The 18,692-nt window shown below is 42.6% G+C and carries 17 protein-coding genes; 15 read left to right on the plus strand and 2 right to left on the minus strand.

Annotation, left to right across the window (positions count from 1 at the left end; translation table 11 throughout):
• The first annotated feature begins 4 nt into the window (after positions 1-4).
• From GTO83_RS03505 to GTO83_RS03560, 12 genes are all read left to right on the plus strand, one after another.
• A complete protein-coding gene (locus GTO83_RS03505; protein WP_180871750.1) occupies positions 5-235 on the plus strand; it encodes a DUF1146 domain-containing protein in 231 nt (76 codons plus the stop codon).
• A gap of 28 nt (positions 236-263) precedes the next feature.
• Complete coding sequence (locus tag GTO83_RS03510; protein ID WP_180871751.1) at positions 264-1,487, plus strand: hypothetical protein; 1,224 nt, start codon at positions 264-266, stop codon at positions 1,485-1,487.
• Between the two features lie 110 nt (positions 1,488-1,597).
• Positions 1,598-2,614, plus strand: a complete 1,017-nt coding sequence (locus GTO83_RS03515) for a rod shape-determining protein (protein ID WP_180871752.1) — start codon at positions 1,598-1,600, stop codon at positions 2,612-2,614.
• Positions 2,604-2,849, plus strand: a complete 246-nt coding sequence (gene yidD, locus GTO83_RS03520; RefSeq protein WP_219634236.1) for a membrane protein insertion efficiency factor YidD — start codon at positions 2,604-2,606, stop codon at positions 2,847-2,849. The genes GTO83_RS03515 and yidD overlap by 11 nt, the downstream gene beginning before the upstream one ends.
• A gap of 10 nt (positions 2,850-2,859) precedes the next feature.
• Entirely contained in the window at positions 2,860-3,084 is a 225-nt protein-coding gene (locus GTO83_RS03525; protein WP_180871754.1) for a DUF2969 domain-containing protein, read from the plus strand.
• An 18-nt stretch (positions 3,085-3,102) separates the two neighbouring features.
• Positions 3,103-4,302, plus strand: coding sequence for an FtsW/RodA/SpoVE family cell cycle protein (locus GTO83_RS03530; RefSeq protein ID WP_180871755.1), 1,200 nt, complete (start codon positions 3,103-3,105; stop codon positions 4,300-4,302).
• Positions 4,303-4,447: 145 nt separating this feature from the next.
• Positions 4,448-5,233 (plus strand): glutamate 5-kinase, encoded by a 786-nt coding sequence (gene proB, locus GTO83_RS03535; RefSeq protein WP_180871756.1) that lies wholly within the window; start codon positions 4,448-4,450, stop codon positions 5,231-5,233.
• Between the two features lie 5 nt (positions 5,234-5,238).
• The gene (locus GTO83_RS03540) at positions 5,239-6,489 is read left to right on the plus strand and encodes a glutamate-5-semialdehyde dehydrogenase (RefSeq protein ID WP_305066894.1); all 1,251 of its coding nucleotides are present in this window, start codon (positions 5,239-5,241) and stop codon (positions 6,487-6,489) included.
• Positions 6,490-6,808: 319 nt separating this feature from the next.
• The gene (gene leuS / locus GTO83_RS03545) at positions 6,809-9,229 is read left to right on the plus strand and encodes a leucine--tRNA ligase (protein ID WP_180871758.1); all 2,421 of its coding nucleotides are present in this window, start codon (positions 6,809-6,811) and stop codon (positions 9,227-9,229) included.
• Between the two features lie 65 nt (positions 9,230-9,294).
• The gene (locus GTO83_RS03550; protein ID WP_180871759.1) at positions 9,295-9,570 is read left to right on the plus strand and encodes a type II toxin-antitoxin system HicB family antitoxin; all 276 of its coding nucleotides are present in this window, start codon (positions 9,295-9,297) and stop codon (positions 9,568-9,570) included.
• Between the two features lie 86 nt (positions 9,571-9,656).
• Complete coding sequence (locus GTO83_RS03555) at positions 9,657-11,294, plus strand: polysaccharide biosynthesis protein (RefSeq protein WP_255463156.1); 1,638 nt, start codon at positions 9,657-9,659, stop codon at positions 11,292-11,294.
• A gap of 493 nt (positions 11,295-11,787) precedes the next feature.
• Positions 11,788-13,092 carry a pyrimidine-nucleoside phosphorylase gene (locus GTO83_RS03560; RefSeq protein WP_180871760.1) on the plus strand — a complete coding sequence of 435 codons (1,305 nt, stop codon included), beginning with the start codon at positions 11,788-11,790 and terminating at the stop codon, positions 13,090-13,092.
• A 245-nt stretch (positions 13,093-13,337) separates the two neighbouring features.
• On the opposite strand, the gene GTO83_RS03565 is transcribed toward GTO83_RS03560, so the two are convergent.
• Together GTO83_RS03565 and GTO83_RS03570 are read right to left on the minus strand one after the other, a co-directional pair.
• Positions 13,338-14,198 (minus strand): NAD(P)H-hydrate dehydratase, encoded by an 861-nt coding sequence (locus tag GTO83_RS03565; protein WP_180871761.1) that lies wholly within the window; start codon positions 14,196-14,198, stop codon positions 13,338-13,340.
• Positions 14,199-14,212: 14 nt separating this feature from the next.
• Complete coding sequence (locus tag GTO83_RS03570; protein ID WP_180871762.1) at positions 14,213-15,019, minus strand: Cof-type HAD-IIB family hydrolase; 807 nt, start codon at positions 15,017-15,019, stop codon at positions 14,213-14,215.
• A gap of 132 nt (positions 15,020-15,151) precedes the next feature.
• Between GTO83_RS03570 and pepV the strand changes: the two genes are divergently transcribed.
• The 3 genes from pepV (at position 15,152) to GTO83_RS03585 (ending at position 18,646) form a co-directional block, all read left to right on the plus strand.
• Positions 15,152-16,552: a dipeptidase PepV gene (gene pepV, locus GTO83_RS03575; protein WP_180871763.1), complete on the plus strand. Its 1,401-nt coding sequence runs from the start codon at positions 15,152-15,154 to the stop codon at positions 16,550-16,552.
• 49 nt (positions 16,553-16,601) lie between these two features.
• A complete protein-coding gene (locus GTO83_RS03580; protein WP_180871764.1) occupies positions 16,602-17,096 on the plus strand; it encodes a universal stress protein in 495 nt (164 codons plus the stop codon).
• Positions 17,097-17,257: 161 nt separating this feature from the next.
• Positions 17,258-18,646, plus strand: a complete 1,389-nt coding sequence (locus GTO83_RS03585) for a L,D-transpeptidase (protein WP_180871765.1) — start codon at positions 17,258-17,260, stop codon at positions 18,644-18,646.
• The last annotated feature ends 46 nt before the right edge of the window (positions 18,647-18,692 follow it).

Here is an 18,692-nt window from a genome sequence, read left to right on the forward strand (position 1 = left end):
CAAGATGCAATATACTGGTTCAGCTTCCATAATTAATCTTTTTGTCCAAATCGGCTTTATTGGACTTGCTTTTATGGCGATTAATTCCTTAAAAATTGATAAGATGTTTCGCAAACCACCACAGTCTTTACCGATGTTGATTGTCTTAACTTCAATTGCGTTGGGAACAGGATGTGCGAATTTCTTTATTGGCTTTTTTGCGGTTCTTCATGGAGCACTCAAAATGATGGGTTAATTTAAAAAAGAACATAAGAGGGATAAAAATGGCAAAGTTAAAAGTGATTGGTGGAGCACCACTAAAGGGAAATATTGAATTAATTAGTGATGAGTTAACGATTTTGGCTTGCCAAGCAGCAAGCCTTCTTGCAACTAGTGGGACGGTGATTCTTGATCACGTTCAATCAACTCCGAAGATCGTTGCAACTAATAAAGTCCTCCAAAAGATTGGGGTGAAGCTTGCTTATAATCGTCATGAAGAAATTTTGAAACTCGATGCTGGCTGGCACCTAACTTCAGTTGAACTAACTGCAAATGAAGTTCAAATGGTAGGGACGGTTTTAGCACGGTGCCGTGAGGTTAGCCTAATAAAAACTCCCGAAATCGCCCAACAGGTTTCGGAATTAAAAATTATCTTTAACCAATTGGGAGCGACCGTTACAGAAAATGATACTCAATTGACGATCACAGCTAACCATCTTGAAGGACAAGCTTTTGATGTAAGTTCTTGGTCCGTCGAAAGTATTATTAATGTTTTAACGGTTGCAACTTTAACGCGGGGAATTACGGTACTGAATGGGGTCCCTAACTTACCAGTGGTAAGTTCCTTAGTTGAATTATTGAATAAGATGGGAGCAAAAGTTCATCGTACCAATAACTCGACCGTGCGGATTCAAGGAGTTAGCTACCTTCATGGGGCAGACTTGTATATTATTAATGATCAACTACAAGCTGGCTTCTATTTGATGCTAGCAGCGGCAACAGGTGGTGATTTGGTTGCATTAGGAGCTTATGCGGATTATCTTCAACCAGTAACTAAATATCTTGAAGCGGCGGGAAATACGATTATTACACAGCGAAATGGTATTCGGGTAATTGGTACTCAAATCTTACTCCCCACCAAACCTAACCCGGATTTACTGGCGATTGCTGATCTGCGGATTCAAATTGGAATTCTTGCAGTGCAGGCTCGGCAACTTGGTCAAACCCAATTTGAATTTTCAAAAACACTGGCAGAAGAAATTCGTCCTTGGTTAGGCAGTCAAGTTCACTATCAAGAAGGCCGTGGAATGACGTTAGATGGACCAATTAATAGTTTACCAACTACCTTAACTTATCATGAATCAACGGTTGGTTTAGTTGGGTTAGCACTAGCTTTAACCGTTAAACAGACAACTTGGTTAGATCAAGCAGAATTGTTAGGTGAACTCGATAAAAAACTTGTTGATCACTTGGTTTCACTTGGGGCCCAAATAAAAATTGAATTTTAATTTTGATTGACTTATTGTGTTTTTTTAAAGACCATATGAGAAAGCTAAACTTATCCTTGATTGTGGTATAATAGCAAGCGATTTAGAATAGTTTCGGAAGGAGAAACAACATGGCAAAGGATATCGGGATTGACCTTGGTACGGCCAACGTATTAATTTATGTGCAAGGGAAGGGAATTGTATTGAATGAACCTTCAGTGGTTGCCATTGATACGCAAACAAATAAGGTTCTAGCAGTTGGTTCGGAAGCATATCGGATGGTTGGACGGACGCCAAGTAATATTCGAGCAATCCGTCCCCTCAAGAATGGGGTGATTTCTGATTTTGATATTACCCAGGAAATGTTGGCTTACTTTATTGGTAAGTTAAGCGTTAAAGGTTTTGTGTCAAAGCCTAATATTATGATTTGTGCACCAACTAATATTACGGAGATTGAGCGGAAAGCAATTATGCAGGCAGCCGAACAATCTGGTGGGGGTAAGGTTTATCTAGAATATGAACCAAAGGTAGCCGCAATTGGTGCTGGCCTCGATATCTTTAAGCCAAGTGGTAATATGGTGATTGACATGGGTGGGGGTACCTGTGATATTGCTGTTCTCTCACTTGGTGATATTGTTACTAGTCAATCGATTCGAATGGCTGGGGACCAATTAAATCAGGATATTGCTAGTTTTATTAAGGATCGGCATGGATTAGTTGTTGGTGAACACACAGCTGAAAAAATTAAAATTGAACTTGGAACGGCTTTGAAGGTTGATGAACCAAAGACAATGGCTGTGCGGGGTCGAGATGTTGCTAGTGGGATGCCAAAACAAATTGAAATTAACCAAAATGAGGTTGAAGAAGCCTTACATGACACTCTACATCAAATTGTGCGGGCAGCAATTTCAGTGCTCGAGACAGTACCACCAGAACTTGCGAGTGATATTATTGATCGAGGAGTCATGTTAACTGGTGGGACAGCTTTGCTCCATGGTGTCGATCAGTTATTTAGTTCTTATCTTAAGGTTCCAGTGGTTGTTTCCCAAGATCCATTGGATAATGTCGCCAAGGGTGCCGGTGAAATGCTCGAACGGATGCAAGGCGACGATGACGGTAAGAAGAAACGGAAAAAGAATGGGAAGTAAACTAGTGATTAAACTAGTGCGGTGGTACCAACGCGGGATTTCGGCCCGCCGGCCCTACCGCGTTTGTCGTTTTGAACCCACTTGCTCAGATTATATGATTCAAGCGGTTCAACGATTTGGCTTCCGAGGAGTATGGTTAGGCCTATGGCGGATCTTACGATGTCAACCATTTAGTCAAGGTGGCGTTGATCCGGTCCCCTTAAGGTGGCCAAGGCCAAAGAGAAAAGAATGGTGAAGGTGAAATAGTGGCAAAGAAAGAAAAAACGATTGCAGTTAGTGTAAAAGATATTGACCGGGCAGGCCAATTAGTTGAACAAATTCTAATTCAAGATCGGGTAATTGGCGAAGTAGTTGCTGATGGTACCAAGTTCAAAGCCCAATTAATGGGAAGTGATCAAATATTTATTGTTCGGTCGCAAGAAGAAGGGTTGGAGACTATCCTCGCCCAGTATCATTTGCACCAAGGCTAAGTTGAAGGAGCGAGAAAAATGCATCGTTCGCAAGAAAATGAGAACGAGTCACGGATTGATTGGGGGATAATTTTCTGTGTGCTCCTTTTAGCGTTAATTGGGTTGGCAGCCATCTATGTTGCTGCAACTCATGATAAAACGACAGTTAATGTTACCCGAACTGTATTGATGCAATTAGCGTGGTATGTAATTGGGACAATCATGATCATTGTTATCATGCAGTTTGACTCTGAACAACTATGGAAGGTGGCGCCAATTGCATATTGGCTTGGATTATTTCTAATGTATGCGATCCTTGTCTTTTATAGTCGTTCTTACTATGTTAATACGGGGGCAAAATCCTGGTTTGCAATTGGTTCAGTTACTTTTCAACCGTCGGAAATCATGAAGCCAGCTTATATTTTGATGATGGCGCGAGTGATCACTGTTCACAATAACCAATATAGTCGTCATACCGTCGATAGTGACTGGCGCTTGATTGGTAAAATGTTCTTATGGTTATTACCAGTGCTAATATCCTTAAAGTTTCAGAACGACTTTGGGACTGGATTGGTTTTCGTCGCTATTTTTTCGGGATTAGTTCTGGTTTCCGGAGTTACGTGGCGGATTCTTACCCCTGCGATTACGATCGCGGTTGTAATTGGAGGGAGTGCTTTGGCAATGGTGACAAGTAATGCTGGGCGATTTGTACTAGAACATGTTGGTTTTCAAGCTTACCAATTTGATCGAGTTGATAACTGGTTACACCCAGCCCAAGACACTTCCAATACTGGTTATCAGCTTTGGCAAAGTATCAAAGCAGTTGGCTCTGGTGGGATTACTGGGACTGGATTTGGTAATTCAAAAGTTTATGTGCCCGTTCGTGAATCTGATATGATTTTTACGGTGATTGGTGAAAACTTTGGTTTTATCGGTGGAGTCCTTTTAATTCTCTTATATCTACTGTTGATTTACTTAATGATTCGGGTAACTTTTGATACGAAGAACGAGTTTTATGCTTACATTGCAACTGGGGTCATTATGATGATTCTTTTCCACGTTTTTGAAAATATTGGAATGAACATCGGATTACTACCATTAACAGGGATTCCACTCCCATTTATTTCTGCCGGGGGTTCTTCTTTAATCGGTAATTTACTGGGGATTGGAATGGTAATGTCGATGAGGTATCATCATCACTCATATATTTTTAGTAATAAGAATCGAGAATTTCATTAGTTTCTATCAGCATTTCATCACTGTTAACCAAACTGGCTAGCAATGATGAAGTGCTTTTTATTTAAAAAGTTTACAACTAATAAAATCCTTTAAACTTAAAATGATATCGTGTAAAGTAAGGATAACTTATTAAAGGGGTTAAAGAATGAATCGACAGAGGAAACGAATTGTAGTAAAAATTGGGACGAGTAGTTTAATTTTGCCAAATGGGAAAGTTAACCTGCGAACTATTGACCGCTTAGCCTATACTTTATCGACGCTATGCAATGACGGTCATGAAGTAATCTTGGTTAGTTCAGGGGCGATTGGCGCTGGCTTAGCAAGTGCTGGTTATACATCCCGACCAACCGAGATTGCTAAGCAACAGGCACTAGCAGCAATGGGGCAAATGGAATTAATGCGAATTTATTCTCAACGATTCTTGGATTATCAAACCAAAGTTGCCCAAGTATTGTTAACGCGGGATGTGTTAACCTTCCCCATCAGCCGCCAGCACGTTTTGAATACCTTTGAGGTTTTGTTATCTCAAGGCGTGGTTCCAGTTGTGAACGAAAACGATACGGTTGCGGTTGATGAGTTAGATCATCACACTACTTTCAGTGATAATGATGAATTATCTGCGATGGTAGCAGTGCATTTAAATGCTGATTTATTGATTGTCTTATCTGATATTGATGGTTTTTACGATCAAAATCCAAATCAAGTGGCTGATGCGAAGTTAATTCCAGAAGTTAAAGAATTAACACCGACAATGAAAGCCGCAGCTGGTGGGAGTGAAAGTGGTCTCGGTACCGGTGGTATGGTCACCAAATTACGGGCTGCCCAAGCAATGATGGAAGCTGGTAAGCAAATGGTCCTTTGTAACGGTAAAAATCCCACGCATATTTTGGATGTTGTTGCTGGAAAGAAAATCGGAACTAAATTTGGTTAGAAAGGATGATGATGATGGTTGATTTAACTACGATGGGACAGAAGGCAAAGCAAGCGGCTGCCCAGGTTGCTCAATTATCAACTGGGGATAAGAATCAAGCCCTCATAGCGATGGCAAAGTTGTTACGGAACAGGCAGGATGAAATTTTAAAAGCTAACGCCGTGGACCTTGAAAATGCAAAGGCCATGCCTGCTAAGTTTGTTGACCGGTTAAAGTTAACCGATCAACGAGTTGAAGACATGGCCCAAGGTTTGGAACATGTTGCTCAACTCAACGATCCGACCGCCCAATATGATCGGGGGTGGGTAACGCTGGATGGTCTGCAAATTATGCAACGACGGGTACCACTAGGGGTAATCGGAATTATCTTTGAAGCCCGACCAAATGTTTCTGTAGATGCTACTGCCTTGACCTTTAAGAGCGGTAATGCAGTTATTTTAAGGGGTGGCAAGGAAGCCATTCAAACTAACGAATGCTTGGTTAACCTCTTACGGAAAGCTTTGGCGAATCAGCAGCTACCAATGGATGCGGTTCAATTAATCACTGATACCAGTCATGATAGCGCCAATGCCTTAATGCAATTAAATGATTATCTTGATGTCTTAATTCCCCGGGGTGGTCAGGGCTTGATTCAACGGGTTGTTAAGACGGCGAGTGTACCAGTGATTGAAACTGGTGCTGGTAATTGTCACATTTATTTAGACCGGCATGCAGATTTTGAAATGGCAAAAGCAATTGTGGTAAATGCGAAGGTACAACGGCCATCGGTTTGCAATGCAGCGGAAAAACTCTTGATTCACCAGGAGGTAGCGGCTAAGATTTTACCAGAAATTGCCCAAGCCTTAGTAGACCATGGTGTTGAATTACGTGGCGATGAGCGAGCCCGGCAAATCGTTCCTTTAATGAAACCAGCAACCGTTGAAGATTGGGATACTGAATATAACGACCTAATTATGGCAGTTAAGGTAGTGGATTCGCTGGATGAGGCAATTACCCACATCAATCGCCACTCCACTCACCACTCCGAAGCAATCATTACTCCAGAATTGGGCCGGGGTCAAGTCTTCCAACGGCGGGTTGATTCAGCTTGTGTTTATGTCAATGCTTCAACTCGCTTTACCGATGGTGGTCAATTTGGCTTTGGGGCTGAAATTGGGATTAGTACCCAAAAACTACATGCTCGGGGACCAATGGGTTTAGGCCAATTGACGACGATTAAGTACGAAATTACCGGAAATGGTCAAATTCGAAAATAATTTGGTGAAAAGCTTGCGAACAAGATTAAAGGTTGCTATTATTAATAGCAATCGTTAGAACGTTTGGCAGTAGTAGATAATCACCAACTGGAAAGCGACTGGGGAAGAGTGTAAGCCCAGCAGTTAAGTTTATCGAACTCGGTCAAAATAGTCAGCTTATGAAAGCAAGTAGTAAGTTGCGTTGGTCCGCGTTAAGGGTTTAAGCGCTACTAGGAATAGTAGAAGTACGGGTGGTACCGCGGATTATTTCGTCCTGTTGTTGAAGTTCAACACAGGACTTTTTTATTTCTTAACGATAAAAAACAAAAGGAGCTAGCTCATGGGATACGATCATTCTGAGATTGAAAAAAAGTGGCAAAAATACTGGAAGAAAAACAAGACCTTTAAGGCAACTTTAAAGCCAGGGCAAAAGAAATACTACGCCCTCGATATGTTCCCTTATCCATCAGGCCAAGGGCTCCACGTTGGGCACCCTGAAGGCTACACCGCCACGGATGCGATTGCCCGTTTTAAGCGGATGCAAGGTTATAATGTCTTGCATCCAATGGGATTTGATGCCTTTGGTTTACCAGCTGAACAATATGCTTTGAAGACTGGTCATAATCCAAAGGGCTTTACCAACCAAAATATTGACCACTTTCGGGATCAAATCCAATCTCTTGGTTTCTCTTATGATTGGGATCGGGAAGTTAACACGACAGATCCAAAGTATTACAAGTGGACCCAATGGATTTTTGAACAACTTTACAAAAAAGGTCTCGCTTACGAAGATGAAATTATGGTTAACTGGGCCCCTGACTTCATGGGTGGTACCGTGGTCGCCAACGAAGAAGTTGTTGATGGGAAAACTGAACGGGGTGGCTACCCAGTTTACCGGAAGCCAATGCGTCAATGGGTTTTGAAGATTACAGCTTATGCGGACCATTTGATTGATGATCTGGACCTCGTTGATTGGCCAGAGAGCGTTAAGGAAATGCAACGAAACTGGATCGGCCGTTCTGTTGGGGCTTCCGTTTTCTTTAAGGTTGCAGGGCATGAAGGTAAGCAAATTGAAGTCTTCACTACCCGGGCCGACACCCTTTTTGGGGTTTCTTATGTTACCTTGGCTCCAGAATTGGACTTGGTTGACGAAATTGTGACACCCGAGCAAAAGGAAGCTGTTAAGGCCTACCAAGAAGCTACATCTCGCCGGTCTGATTTGGAACGGACAGACCTTAACAAGGATAAGACCGGGGTCTTCACCGGGGCTTACGCGATAAACCCAGTTAACGGCGAACAAGTTCCAATTTGGGTTTCAGACTATGTCCTTGCATCATACGGGACCGGGGCCGTAATGGCGGTACCTGCGCATGATGATCGGGACTGGGCCTTTGCCAAGAAGTTTGACTTACCAGTTAAACGAGTTCTTGAAGGGGGCGACCTTGCAGAAGGGGCCTACACGGAAGACGGGGCCCACGTTAACTCAGACTTCTTGGATGGGTTAAATATTGAAGATGCCAAGGCTAAGATGATCGATTGGTTAACCGATCACCATGCTGGTACTAAGAAGGTTAACTATCGGTTACGGGACTGGATCTTCTCCCGGCAGCGTTACTGGGGAGAACCAATTCCAGTTATCCACTGGGATGATGGGACCACTTCCTTAGTTCCAGAAGATCAATTGCCATTGACTTTGCCAGACACTGATGATATCAAGCCATCTGGAACGGGAGAAAGCCCATTGGCCAACATTGAGGACTGGGTTAACGTTTATGATGAAAATGGTCGCCACGGTCTGCGGGATACCAATACGATGCCACAATGGGCTGGTTCATCATGGTACTGGCTACGGTACACAGATCCAACGAACGATCAAACCTTTGCTTCTAAGGAAGCCTTGGAATACTGGTCACCAGTTGACCTCTATGTTGGGGGTGCTGAACACGCTGTTCTGCACTTACTTTACGCCCGCTTCTGGCATAAGTTCCTCTACGACCTTGGTCTCGTGCCAACACCTGAACCATTTATGAAGTTAGTTAACCAAGGGATGATTCTTGGTTCTAACCATGAAAAGATGTCTAAGTCTAAAGGAAACGTCGTTAACCCAGATGATATTGTTGAGCAATATGGGGCTGATACTTTACGGCTATATGAAATGTTCATGGGACCACTGGAAGAAAGTGTTCCTTGGGATGAGAAAGGACTCCACGGAGCTAACAAGTGGATTCACCGGGTATGGCGGTTATTAATTGATGATAATAACCATCTCCGGGATCGAGTTTCAACGGTTAACGATGGAAAACTTGATAAGGTTTACAACCAAACGGTCAAGAAGGTCACTGAAGACTACGAACGCTTACACTTTAATACGGCAATTTCGCAACTGATGGTCTTCGTAAATGACGCTTACAAGGCTGACGACCTACCAGTTGAATACATGCAAGGCTTAGTTAAGATGATTTCTCCAATTATGCCCCATATTGCCGAAGAACTCTGGGCAAAGCTCGGTGGCGAAGGAACAATCACTTACGAAACATGGCCAACTTATGATGAATCTAAGTTAGTCGAAGCTAACGTTGAAATGATCGTGCAAGTTAATGGAAAGGTTCGGGCAAAGCTTAAGATGCCAAAGGACGCTGACCAAGGTACAGTGAAGAATGAAGCCTTGAAGAACGAACACGTCCAAAAGTTTACTGCTGATAAGGACATTAAGAAGGTCATTGTCATTCCAAACAAAATCATTAACATCGTGGTAAAGTAAAGAGGTTGGAGGAAAACCTAATGTGAGTTTTCCAGCCTCTTTTTTGTGCTAGAAAGGAAGATTTAATGGATCATAATTTAGTTTCCTACCCAGCAATAATTACTAAAGGGGCGGAAGGGACGAATATTCATTTTCCAGATTTGCCAGATGCGGATATTATTGATCAAGATTACTATCAAGCCTTGATGCGAGCTCAAATTGGCTTGGCAATCATTATTATCGATTTGGAAAGCCATCATGAACCGGTGCCACAACCATCTAATCCGGTAGAATTAAATGCCCAATTAACGAATCCAAATGCCAAAGTTGAAATGATTACCACTGATTTAGATGAATATTAACTAGGTCTTAACAGAAAAGAAATTGCATCGACCTTTGATTCAAGCTAAAATGGAAAAGTTAATTAGATGGAAGAGAGGACTCCGGAATGGCGGAAGATAAACAGGAAAAGTCGACCAACGATGCCAAGGCTAAAATGCTGAGTGGTTCGGCGTGGATGACGGCTGGGAGCGTGACTTCCCGAATTATCGGGGCGCTTTACATTATTCCATGGACAACTTGGTTAGGCGCTTATAGTACCCAAGCTAATGCCTTATATGCCCAAGGTTACAATATTTATAATTTATTTTTAGTCGTGGCAACGGCGGGGATTCCATCAGCGATCTCAAAGTTGGTGGCCCACTACAATGGGATTAATGAGTATTCAGTTGGGCGACGCTTATATCGGTCGGGGATGTACGTTTCAATGGCAATGGGGGTTATTTGTGCTACCATCATGCTTTTTGGGGCAAATCTCTTGAATAATGGGGATCCCAACGTTACGCCAGTTATTCGCTCCTTAGCGTGGGCGGTCTTGGTAATTCCGGCCATGAGTATTACCCGGGGGTTTTTGCAAGGGTATAACTGGATGGCTCCGTCAGCGATGTCGCAATTTGTTGAACAGGTTTTTCGGGTGGTCTACATGTTAGCGGCCACCTACTTCATTATGAAAATGCACCCAACTCACTGGGTGCCAGCGGTTACCCAATCAACCTTTGCAGCCTTTGTTGGGGCAATCGGAGCGATCTTGGTGCTTGGCTTTGCTTACCTAAAGCATTTAGGAGAGATGAACCAATTAGCAACCCAGGGAGTGCAAGACAAAGATGTGCGGACCCGGGAATTAATTTTTAAGATCATTTACCAGGCAATTCCGTTTATCGTAATTGAAGCTGGGATTACCATTTTTCAATTAATTGATCAATACACCTTTAAGCGGGTGATGACGATGATGGGTGGTTATACCAGTTACCAAATTAACGCAGTCTACGCCTTGTTTGCTTTTAACGCCAATAAGTTGTACATGATTGTTATTTCCTTAGCTTCCGCTATGGCAGCGACGGTGATTCCGCTTCTTGCCACAGCACGGGCTCAAAGCAATCAAAAGAGTATGCGAGACCAAATTGAAAACGGAATCATGTTGTTCTACTTTGTTATGATTCCAGCTTCTTTAGGTTTAGCTGCCGTTGCTCAACAAATTTATACGGTTTTCTATCGTTACGATGCGGCTGGGGTAACGATTTTGGAATTTGCGGCCTTCATGGCAATTCCGTTTGGTTTGTACACGGTTGGCGCGGCAATGATGCAAGGAATTTCAGAAAACAAAAAGATGATGAAGTTCTTAGCCATCGGGGTAATGATCAAGTTAATTATCCAGGCACCATTGATTTTCTTCTTGAAGGGGATGGGGCCTTTACTAGCAACCGGAATTTCGATGATGGTTATTAACTACTTAATTCTTCATTCTTTTAATATGGAATTTCGCCTTCGCTTCCACCAGATGGCTAAGCCAACCAACCAAATCTTAGCTTACTCATTAATTATGTTTGTGGCTGTAAAAGCAGTCATGATGGGAATTAACCTTTTCGTTAGTCCATATGGCCGTTACACTGCCTTTTTTGCCTTAATACCAGGAGTTATCGTTGGGGTTAGCGTTTTTGGTTATCTCGCGCTTCGTTTCCGCTTAGTTGATGAAATTATGGGCCAAGCGCGGGCTAACTACTTCCGGTTAAAATTACATGTAAATTAAAGATCTGGAGGTAGTGAGGTCTGAAGAAGAGGGTTAACCCTCAACTAAGGGCCTTAAGCCCTGGTGCCGATAACGGTATCGATCATGGTGCTTGACAATGGCAAAGTAGCATTTCTGGGGCTTATCCATCCAAGCTACCATTGCGACCTTATTCAGTTTTGGATAAGGTTGTTTTTCTTTTTTTCATCGCTAAATGTTACTCAGCAACAACGGTCAAAGCAGTAGCTGAATGGCAGTTACTTCCCTGGCGGTCGCACCAACCGCTTCAGCCTTGCATGGGCTCACAAACGCCAAACCAGTTGGCTGGTTCGCTCCAAATCACGGCCTTAGCGGATAAGGGCACTCCTAATGGGTCAACCTTTGTTTTCCCAATCAAGCCGTTGAGAGGATTTTATCCTAGTTAAAGTGTTTCGTTTTACCTTTTGCAAACCAAACTTTTGTGGTATCATTTTAATAATGTAAGCGGATACACAATTGAAGGAGGAGATCAAAGATGCGAATGGTAGACATTATTGATCACAAGCGGCAAGGGCAAGAACTTACGGATGAGGAAATCCAATATTTTGTGGACGGAGTTGTCAATCAAACGATTCCAGATTATCAAATTTCAGCTTTGCTAATGGCGATATATTTCCAGTCAATGACAACCAGCGAACAAACAACTTTGACCATGAAAATGATGGAATCTGGTGACCATCTAGATTTAAGTTCAATTCCTGGAATTAAGGTTGATAAACACTCAACTGGTGGAGTTGGCGACAAGACAAGTCTTCCCTTAGCAGCGATGGTAGCCGCTCTGGGAATCCCGGTACCAATGATTTCGGGTCGAGGTCTTGGTCATACTGGGGGAACCTTAGACAAGCTTGAAGCTATTCCGGGCTTTAAAGTGGACCTAAGTGAAGAAGAGTTTAAGGATCAGGTTAAACAAATCGGCTTAGCAATTGTTGGAGCCACTGGTGAAATCGCACCAGCGGATAAGTATATCTATGCTTTACGGGACGTAACCGACACGGTAGATTCAATTCCTTTGATTGCTAGTTCCATTATGAGCAAGAAGATTGCTTCTGGAACGGATGCTTTGATTATTGATGTGAAGACTGGCGCAGGGGCCTTTATGAAGGCTGAAGACGATGCGGTAAAGCTAGCCGAAGCCTTAGTACGAATTGGCCGCCAAGCAGGACTTGATTGTAAGGCTATCATTTCCGATATGAACCAACCGCTTGGTCATAAAGTCGGGAACACCCTTGAAATTGAAGAGACCTTAGATCTCCTAAAGGGAAAGGGACCAGCGGACTTACTTGAACTGGTGCTCACTCTTGGGAGTCAAATGGTGGTGATGGGCAAAAAAGCGTCAGACATTGCGGCGGGACGAAAGATGCTTGAACAAACGATTGAAGATGGTTCAGCCTTAGCAAAGTTCAAGGCAATGATTGAAGTCCAAGGAGGCGATCCCCGGGTGGTTGATGACTATTCCTTAATGCCACATGCTAAACAAAAGGTTGATTTTCCAGCTCCGCGGAGTGGGGTAATTAGTCAACTAACGGCGGATGAAATTGGCGTGGCGGCTATGCTTCTTGGTGGTGGACGGCAGAAGTCCGATGATCAATTAAACTATGGGGTCGGAATTGAAGTCCACAAAAAGATTGGTGAAACCGTTGCTAAAGGTGAACCAGTCTTTACCATTCATACCGACCAAGACGATCTAACTGAAGTTAAAGCTCTTTTACGGGCTAGTCTGAGGGTTGAAGAAACTGCTCAGGCACCAACCTTGATTCACCAAATTGTGGATCCAGAATAGTTGTTAGAAAGAATAGAAGAAGTTGGCAACAGATTTTCTTAAATTATGTAATCAAAAGCCGAGGTCGGGAAGAAACTTGTGTTTCTTCCCGACCTCTTTGTTATCTCCGAATGTTACTCAGTAACTAAGGTCAAAAAGCACGGCCTTAGTGGATAAGTGCGAACGAAAGGTCGATTCTAATGAATCAACCTTCGTCCTTCTTATCCCAACCAGGCCGTCAAGGAGCTTTTTTCCATCCTCTTTTGTTAATTCATAAACCCAATCTGATGATCTTTGTTGCTATTAGCAACCTTTTTCATAAAGCCTGGTAGAGCATGGCTGATTTGACGAGGTAAAACGACGTATTGATTAATCGCAATCTCATCAGCGATGGCACTGTGAGCGTAGGTCGCCGCTAAGGTAGCTTGAGTAGTGTTTTTCCGGAATTGGGCGGTAAAGCCGCCAATCATTCCAGCAAGGGTATCACCCATGCCGCCAACAGCTTGGGCAGCCGAACCGATTGGCAATTTCCAATCACCATCAGGTGTATAAATTTCGGTATGGTGTTTTTTCACGAGGACAATTCCGTTTAGCTTTTCTTGCGCTGACTTGTTAGCTTCAGGAGTTTGGTCTGCAATTTTAATTCCGCTTAACCGTTGCCACTCCATTTGGTGCGGAGTAAAGACTAGTCTTCCGGCTGGTAGCGATAATTTTTCTTTAGCAAGTAAGGTAATGGCGGAACCATCAATCACGACAACTTGATCATCTATGGTATTAGCAAAGACGGTTTTTAAAACTGCTAGGCTCTCAGCTTCTTCGCCTAACCCGGGACCAATTACAACGGTATTAACTTGGCTTACCATTTGGGCGAGTTTTTCTTGGTTTTTAAAATCAATCACCATTGCTTCGGGGAGCTGGGTGTGTAGGGCGGTTGCGTTAAGAGGGTCGCAGGCTACCGTAACTAGGCCAGTTCCTGCATAGACTGCGGCAGTAGCAGCCATGATAATGGCTCCACCAAATTGGTGGTTTCCGCCGACTAACAGGATTTTACCAAAGGTACCCTTAAAACTTTCTTGAGGGCGAGGTTTAATAACAGTTTGGAGAATTTCTTCGTTTAATGATTGCATGAAAAAACTTCTTTCTAATCTTCTAAGTATTGGGCGAGGATCTTAAGAACCCCATCATGATTATTATCAACTGGGACATGATAGTTTGCAACTGCTTTCACAGCGGCACTCCCGTTTGGCATCGCATAGGCAAATTTAGCGAGTTTAAGCATACTAATATCGTTACCACCATCGCCAAAAGCAATCAGGTCATTACCAGTTAAGCCCCATTGATTAAGTAATTTATTGAGTGCCCAACCTTTATTAATTCCTGGTTTAGTGAGGTCCATTGAACCATTACCACTTGGGGTGACGACTAATTGCTTTTCAAAATGAGCGTCAATTTGGGCTTTAATTCCCGCAACTTCATTATCCGCAACTAAGAAAGAAATTTGGAAGTATTCATCATCTGGAAGGGGAAGCATTTTGGGTAAGACCTGGTGTTTGGGATAATAAAAAGCCATATGTTCTAAGTACTTAACTGATTGGTGCGGTGGAAAGTAGCCGATTTCTTTTCCAGCTAAGGTTGGCCAAATATCTAATTGGTTGGTTAAAAAAGCAACCACTTCCGTTGCCAGCTGGTAATCGAGGGTTGAAGTAATGATTTCTTGGCCGTGATCAATTATTTGAGCACCGTTTTCTGCAACTACGGTTAAATCATTCGGTTGATCAAAATAGGGTAGCAATACTTGGGACGGGTCTCCGCTTGCGACGATCACGTGGACGTCTTTAGCAGTTAATTCAGAAAATAAGTGGTTGAAAAGGTCCTTATCAAAACTTTTATCATCCCGTAAAAAGGTCCCGTCCATATCAAAGGCGACGGCTTTAAATGGTAATGGCATAGGTATTCCTTTCTGCTAATTTAAAGTTAGCGGTGAAATTAATCTTTAATAGTGAGACTAGCGACTAAAGTCCCACTACCGTTATCATTATGGTATCATTAAATATGAAAAACAATAATGGGAGGCCAAAAAATGACGGACTGGCAAGCAAAAGCAAATGAACAAAAGGAAAATTATTTAAATGATTTAATTTCCTTAGTTAAAATTCCAAGTGTCCGGGATGATAGTAAAGCGACGGATGAATATCCCCTTGGCCCGGCGCCAGCACAAGCTTTAAGTGCCTTTTTGGAGATGGCAGAACAAGATGGCTTTAAGACGAAGAATATCGATAACCTGGTTGGGTACGCTGAATGGGGTCAAGGAGATGAAACCTTAGCTATCCTTGCCCATCTTGATGTGATGCCAGCGGGGAATGGATGGAATTCGGATCCCTTTAATCCAATTATCAAGGATGGCAATTTAATAGGCCGGGGAGTTTCTGATGATAAAGGTCCTGGGATGGCAGCTTACTATGCCATGAAAACCTTGAAGGATATGGGCGTGGAACCAAACAAGAAGGTTCGTTTTATTGTTGGAACTGATGAAGAAAGTAATTGGACCGGGATGAAGCGTTACTTTGAAGTCGAACCAGAACCAACTTACGGCTTCTCACCAGATGCTGAATTTCCAGTGATTAACGGGGAAAAAGGACAAGTTTCCTTACTCTTAGATTACCCAGGTGGTAATGACGGGGATGACTTATTACGGTCTTTTAAGGCTGGCTTGCGTTTTAACATGGTTCCGCGGGAAGCTGATGCCGTGGTCGAAACGGCTAATAACGAACAAGCCGTTGCCAAGTTCACTGCCTTTTTGGATGCTAATCCGATTGAAGGAGAATGTGAACTTTCTGCTGATGGGCTTCATTTCCAAGTAATTGGGAAAGCTGCCCATGGGATGGAACCAGAAAAAGGGATCAACGCTGCCACATACTTAGCTAAGTTCTTGCAAAGCTTAAGTCTTGGTGGCCAAGCCAAGCAATTCGTTGACTTTGTGGCCGATTTCTTACATCTTGATACTCGTTTTAACAACTTCATGGGGGCTTACCGGGATGACGTAATGGGCGACCTTACGATGAATGTTGGACTTTTGAGCTTTGATGATACTAAGGGTGGGCAAATTGACATGAACTTCCGTTATCCAAAGGGTGTGACCCCTGATGGCCTGCAAGCTAAAGTACTCCCGGTTGCTAAGGAACATGGGATGACGGTTCACTATGAAAAGTTTGAAGTGCCACACTATGTAGATGCAAATGACCCACTGGTAAAGACCTTGATGAAGGCTTATATTGACCAAACTGGGGATGAAAATGCTAGACCAGAAGTCGTTGGTGGTGGAACTTATGGTCGCTTGATGAAACGCGGAGTTGCTTTTGGGGCCTTGATGCCTACTACGCCAAATACGATGCATCAAGCTAATGAGTATCAACCAGTCAATGATCTATTGAAGTCGATGGCAATTTATATGCAAGCAATTAATGATTTAGTTACCGATTAATATTTTTGTGGTAAAATAAAATTACAAACATATTCCGGAGGTGGAAGCCATGACAGACTATCAAAATATTTTAGTTGGAATTGATGGTTCAAAACAATCACAGTTAGCGTTTCAAAAGTCAGTTGCGATCGCAAAGCGAGATCACGCATGTTTACATTTACTAAGTGTTGTAAATGGGGAACCATATCCAAATGCGATTACCTTTGGAATTTCCGATAAGGGAATTTATGACAAGGTAATCGACAAGATGAAAGCTTTGTTAGCGAAAATGAAGAAGCAAGCGGAAGAAGCAGGAGTCGAAAAGATTGTTACCTCTGTTATGGTTGGTAATGCTAAGGTTGCTTTAACGGAAACTTACCCAGTTGACCATCAAATTAATTTAATCTTAGTTGGGGCAACTGGTTTAAACACTATTGGTCGGATGATCATCGGTTCAACGACAGCTTATATTGTGCGGCAGGCACCATGTGATGTCATCGTAGTAAAGACCAATGAGGAGAACAAGCCAGTTGATCTTAAGCAAGTAATTTATCCGGAAATATAATTTTGATTTTGTGATAGATTGACCCAAGTATCAGGAAATTCCTGAACTTGGGTTTTTTTGGAGTCAAAGTTAAGTAAGTAAAATATTACATAATGGTTACAATTCCCTAAGTCCATGATAGAATAATAATAGTTTTATCGGATGGCTTGGAGGGATGAGCAATGAAGAAAAAGCAACTGTGGACGTGGCTAGGAATTGGGTTAGCAGTAGTTGTCCTGGTTGGTTTAGGAAGTGGCTATTATCACCACACCCATTTTAACCAGAACGTTAAAATTAATGGGATTAAGGTTAGTGGTTTAACTGTAGAACAAGCCTACCAAAAGATAAAAGCAACAAAGGTAACCAACCGGGTTTACCTAAATAATCACCTAGTTTTTGATGGTAAGGATAGCCAACCGGTTTACGGGAAAGATGCAAAGCAAAAAGTGAGTCAAATGCTAGCTAAGCAGGCTTCTGTTTTACCAAGTGATAAGCAATATAACTTTGTTTTAGCACCCCAAAACACTAATAAATTAGTGGAAGCCGATATGAAGGCAACCTTGGAATTTCGGCTTGGACAGCTAAATGAAGGTAAAAAATTACCAGTGGATGCAAAAGCTGTTTGGCATAATAACAAAGTTTCAGTTATTGAGGCGAAACAAGGAACGGCTTTGGATCAAGAACAAGTCTTAAAGGATTTCGCTAAGGAAAAGTTTGCGCCAACGATTCGACTAACGGCTAAAGTTAAAAAGCCGCTGTCAAGTCGAAGTACAACGGTCCAAAAAGAAAAGCAAGCCTTAAAAAAGTTAAACAATGGTTCGGTTAAGTACCAAGTAGCTGGTCATAATTATCAAGTTAAGGCGACGGATGTAATTAAAGAAGCCACTTACCAAAATGGTAAGTATCAATTTACTCCAATTAAAGCGGCAACTGTGATCCAAAAAATTAATGCTGAACAAGCTACGCTGGGAAAGAAATTTAAGTTTAAGACCCATGACGGTAAAGTGATCACCACTGCGGCAGATGGTGATTATGGCTGGAAGATCATGACTAGCCGGGCTGCGGATACGATTGGTAATGCGATTGTTAAGAAGCAAGCTTCAGTTGATGCCAAAGCGGATATTTATGGACAAGGTTACGATACCCGAGGAATTGGTTATGGGGTTACCCAAAATGATGGCTTGGGAAATACCTATGCCGAGGTTTCAATTGCCGATCAACATGCTTGGTTCTACCGGGATGGTAAATTAGTTGCTTCGGCTGATGTTGTAACTGGAAAGCATAGTACTGGGGATGATACACCAAAGGGAGTTTGGTACATCATGTATCAACAGATGCATACTACTTTACGGGGAACTGGCGATAATGGGAAACCATATGCTTCACCAGTTACCTATTGGTCACCATTTACCCTTAGTGGATGTGGATTCCATGATGCTAGTTGGCGGCGTAACTGGTCTTCAAGTGCTTACTTGAATGATGGTTCAAACGGTTGTGTCAACATGCATCCAGCCGACGCCGGAACGGCTTTTAAGGCGTTGAGTGTTAAGGAACCAGTTATTATTTACTGAACAAATCTGATTAATAATCTTAAGCAGTTAGTTAACGCTTCTTTGG

It is taken from the genome of Lactobacillus sp. 3B(2020) (genome assembly GCF_013487845.1).
GTDB lineage: Bacteria > Bacillota > Bacilli > Lactobacillales > Lactobacillaceae > Limosilactobacillus > Limosilactobacillus alvi.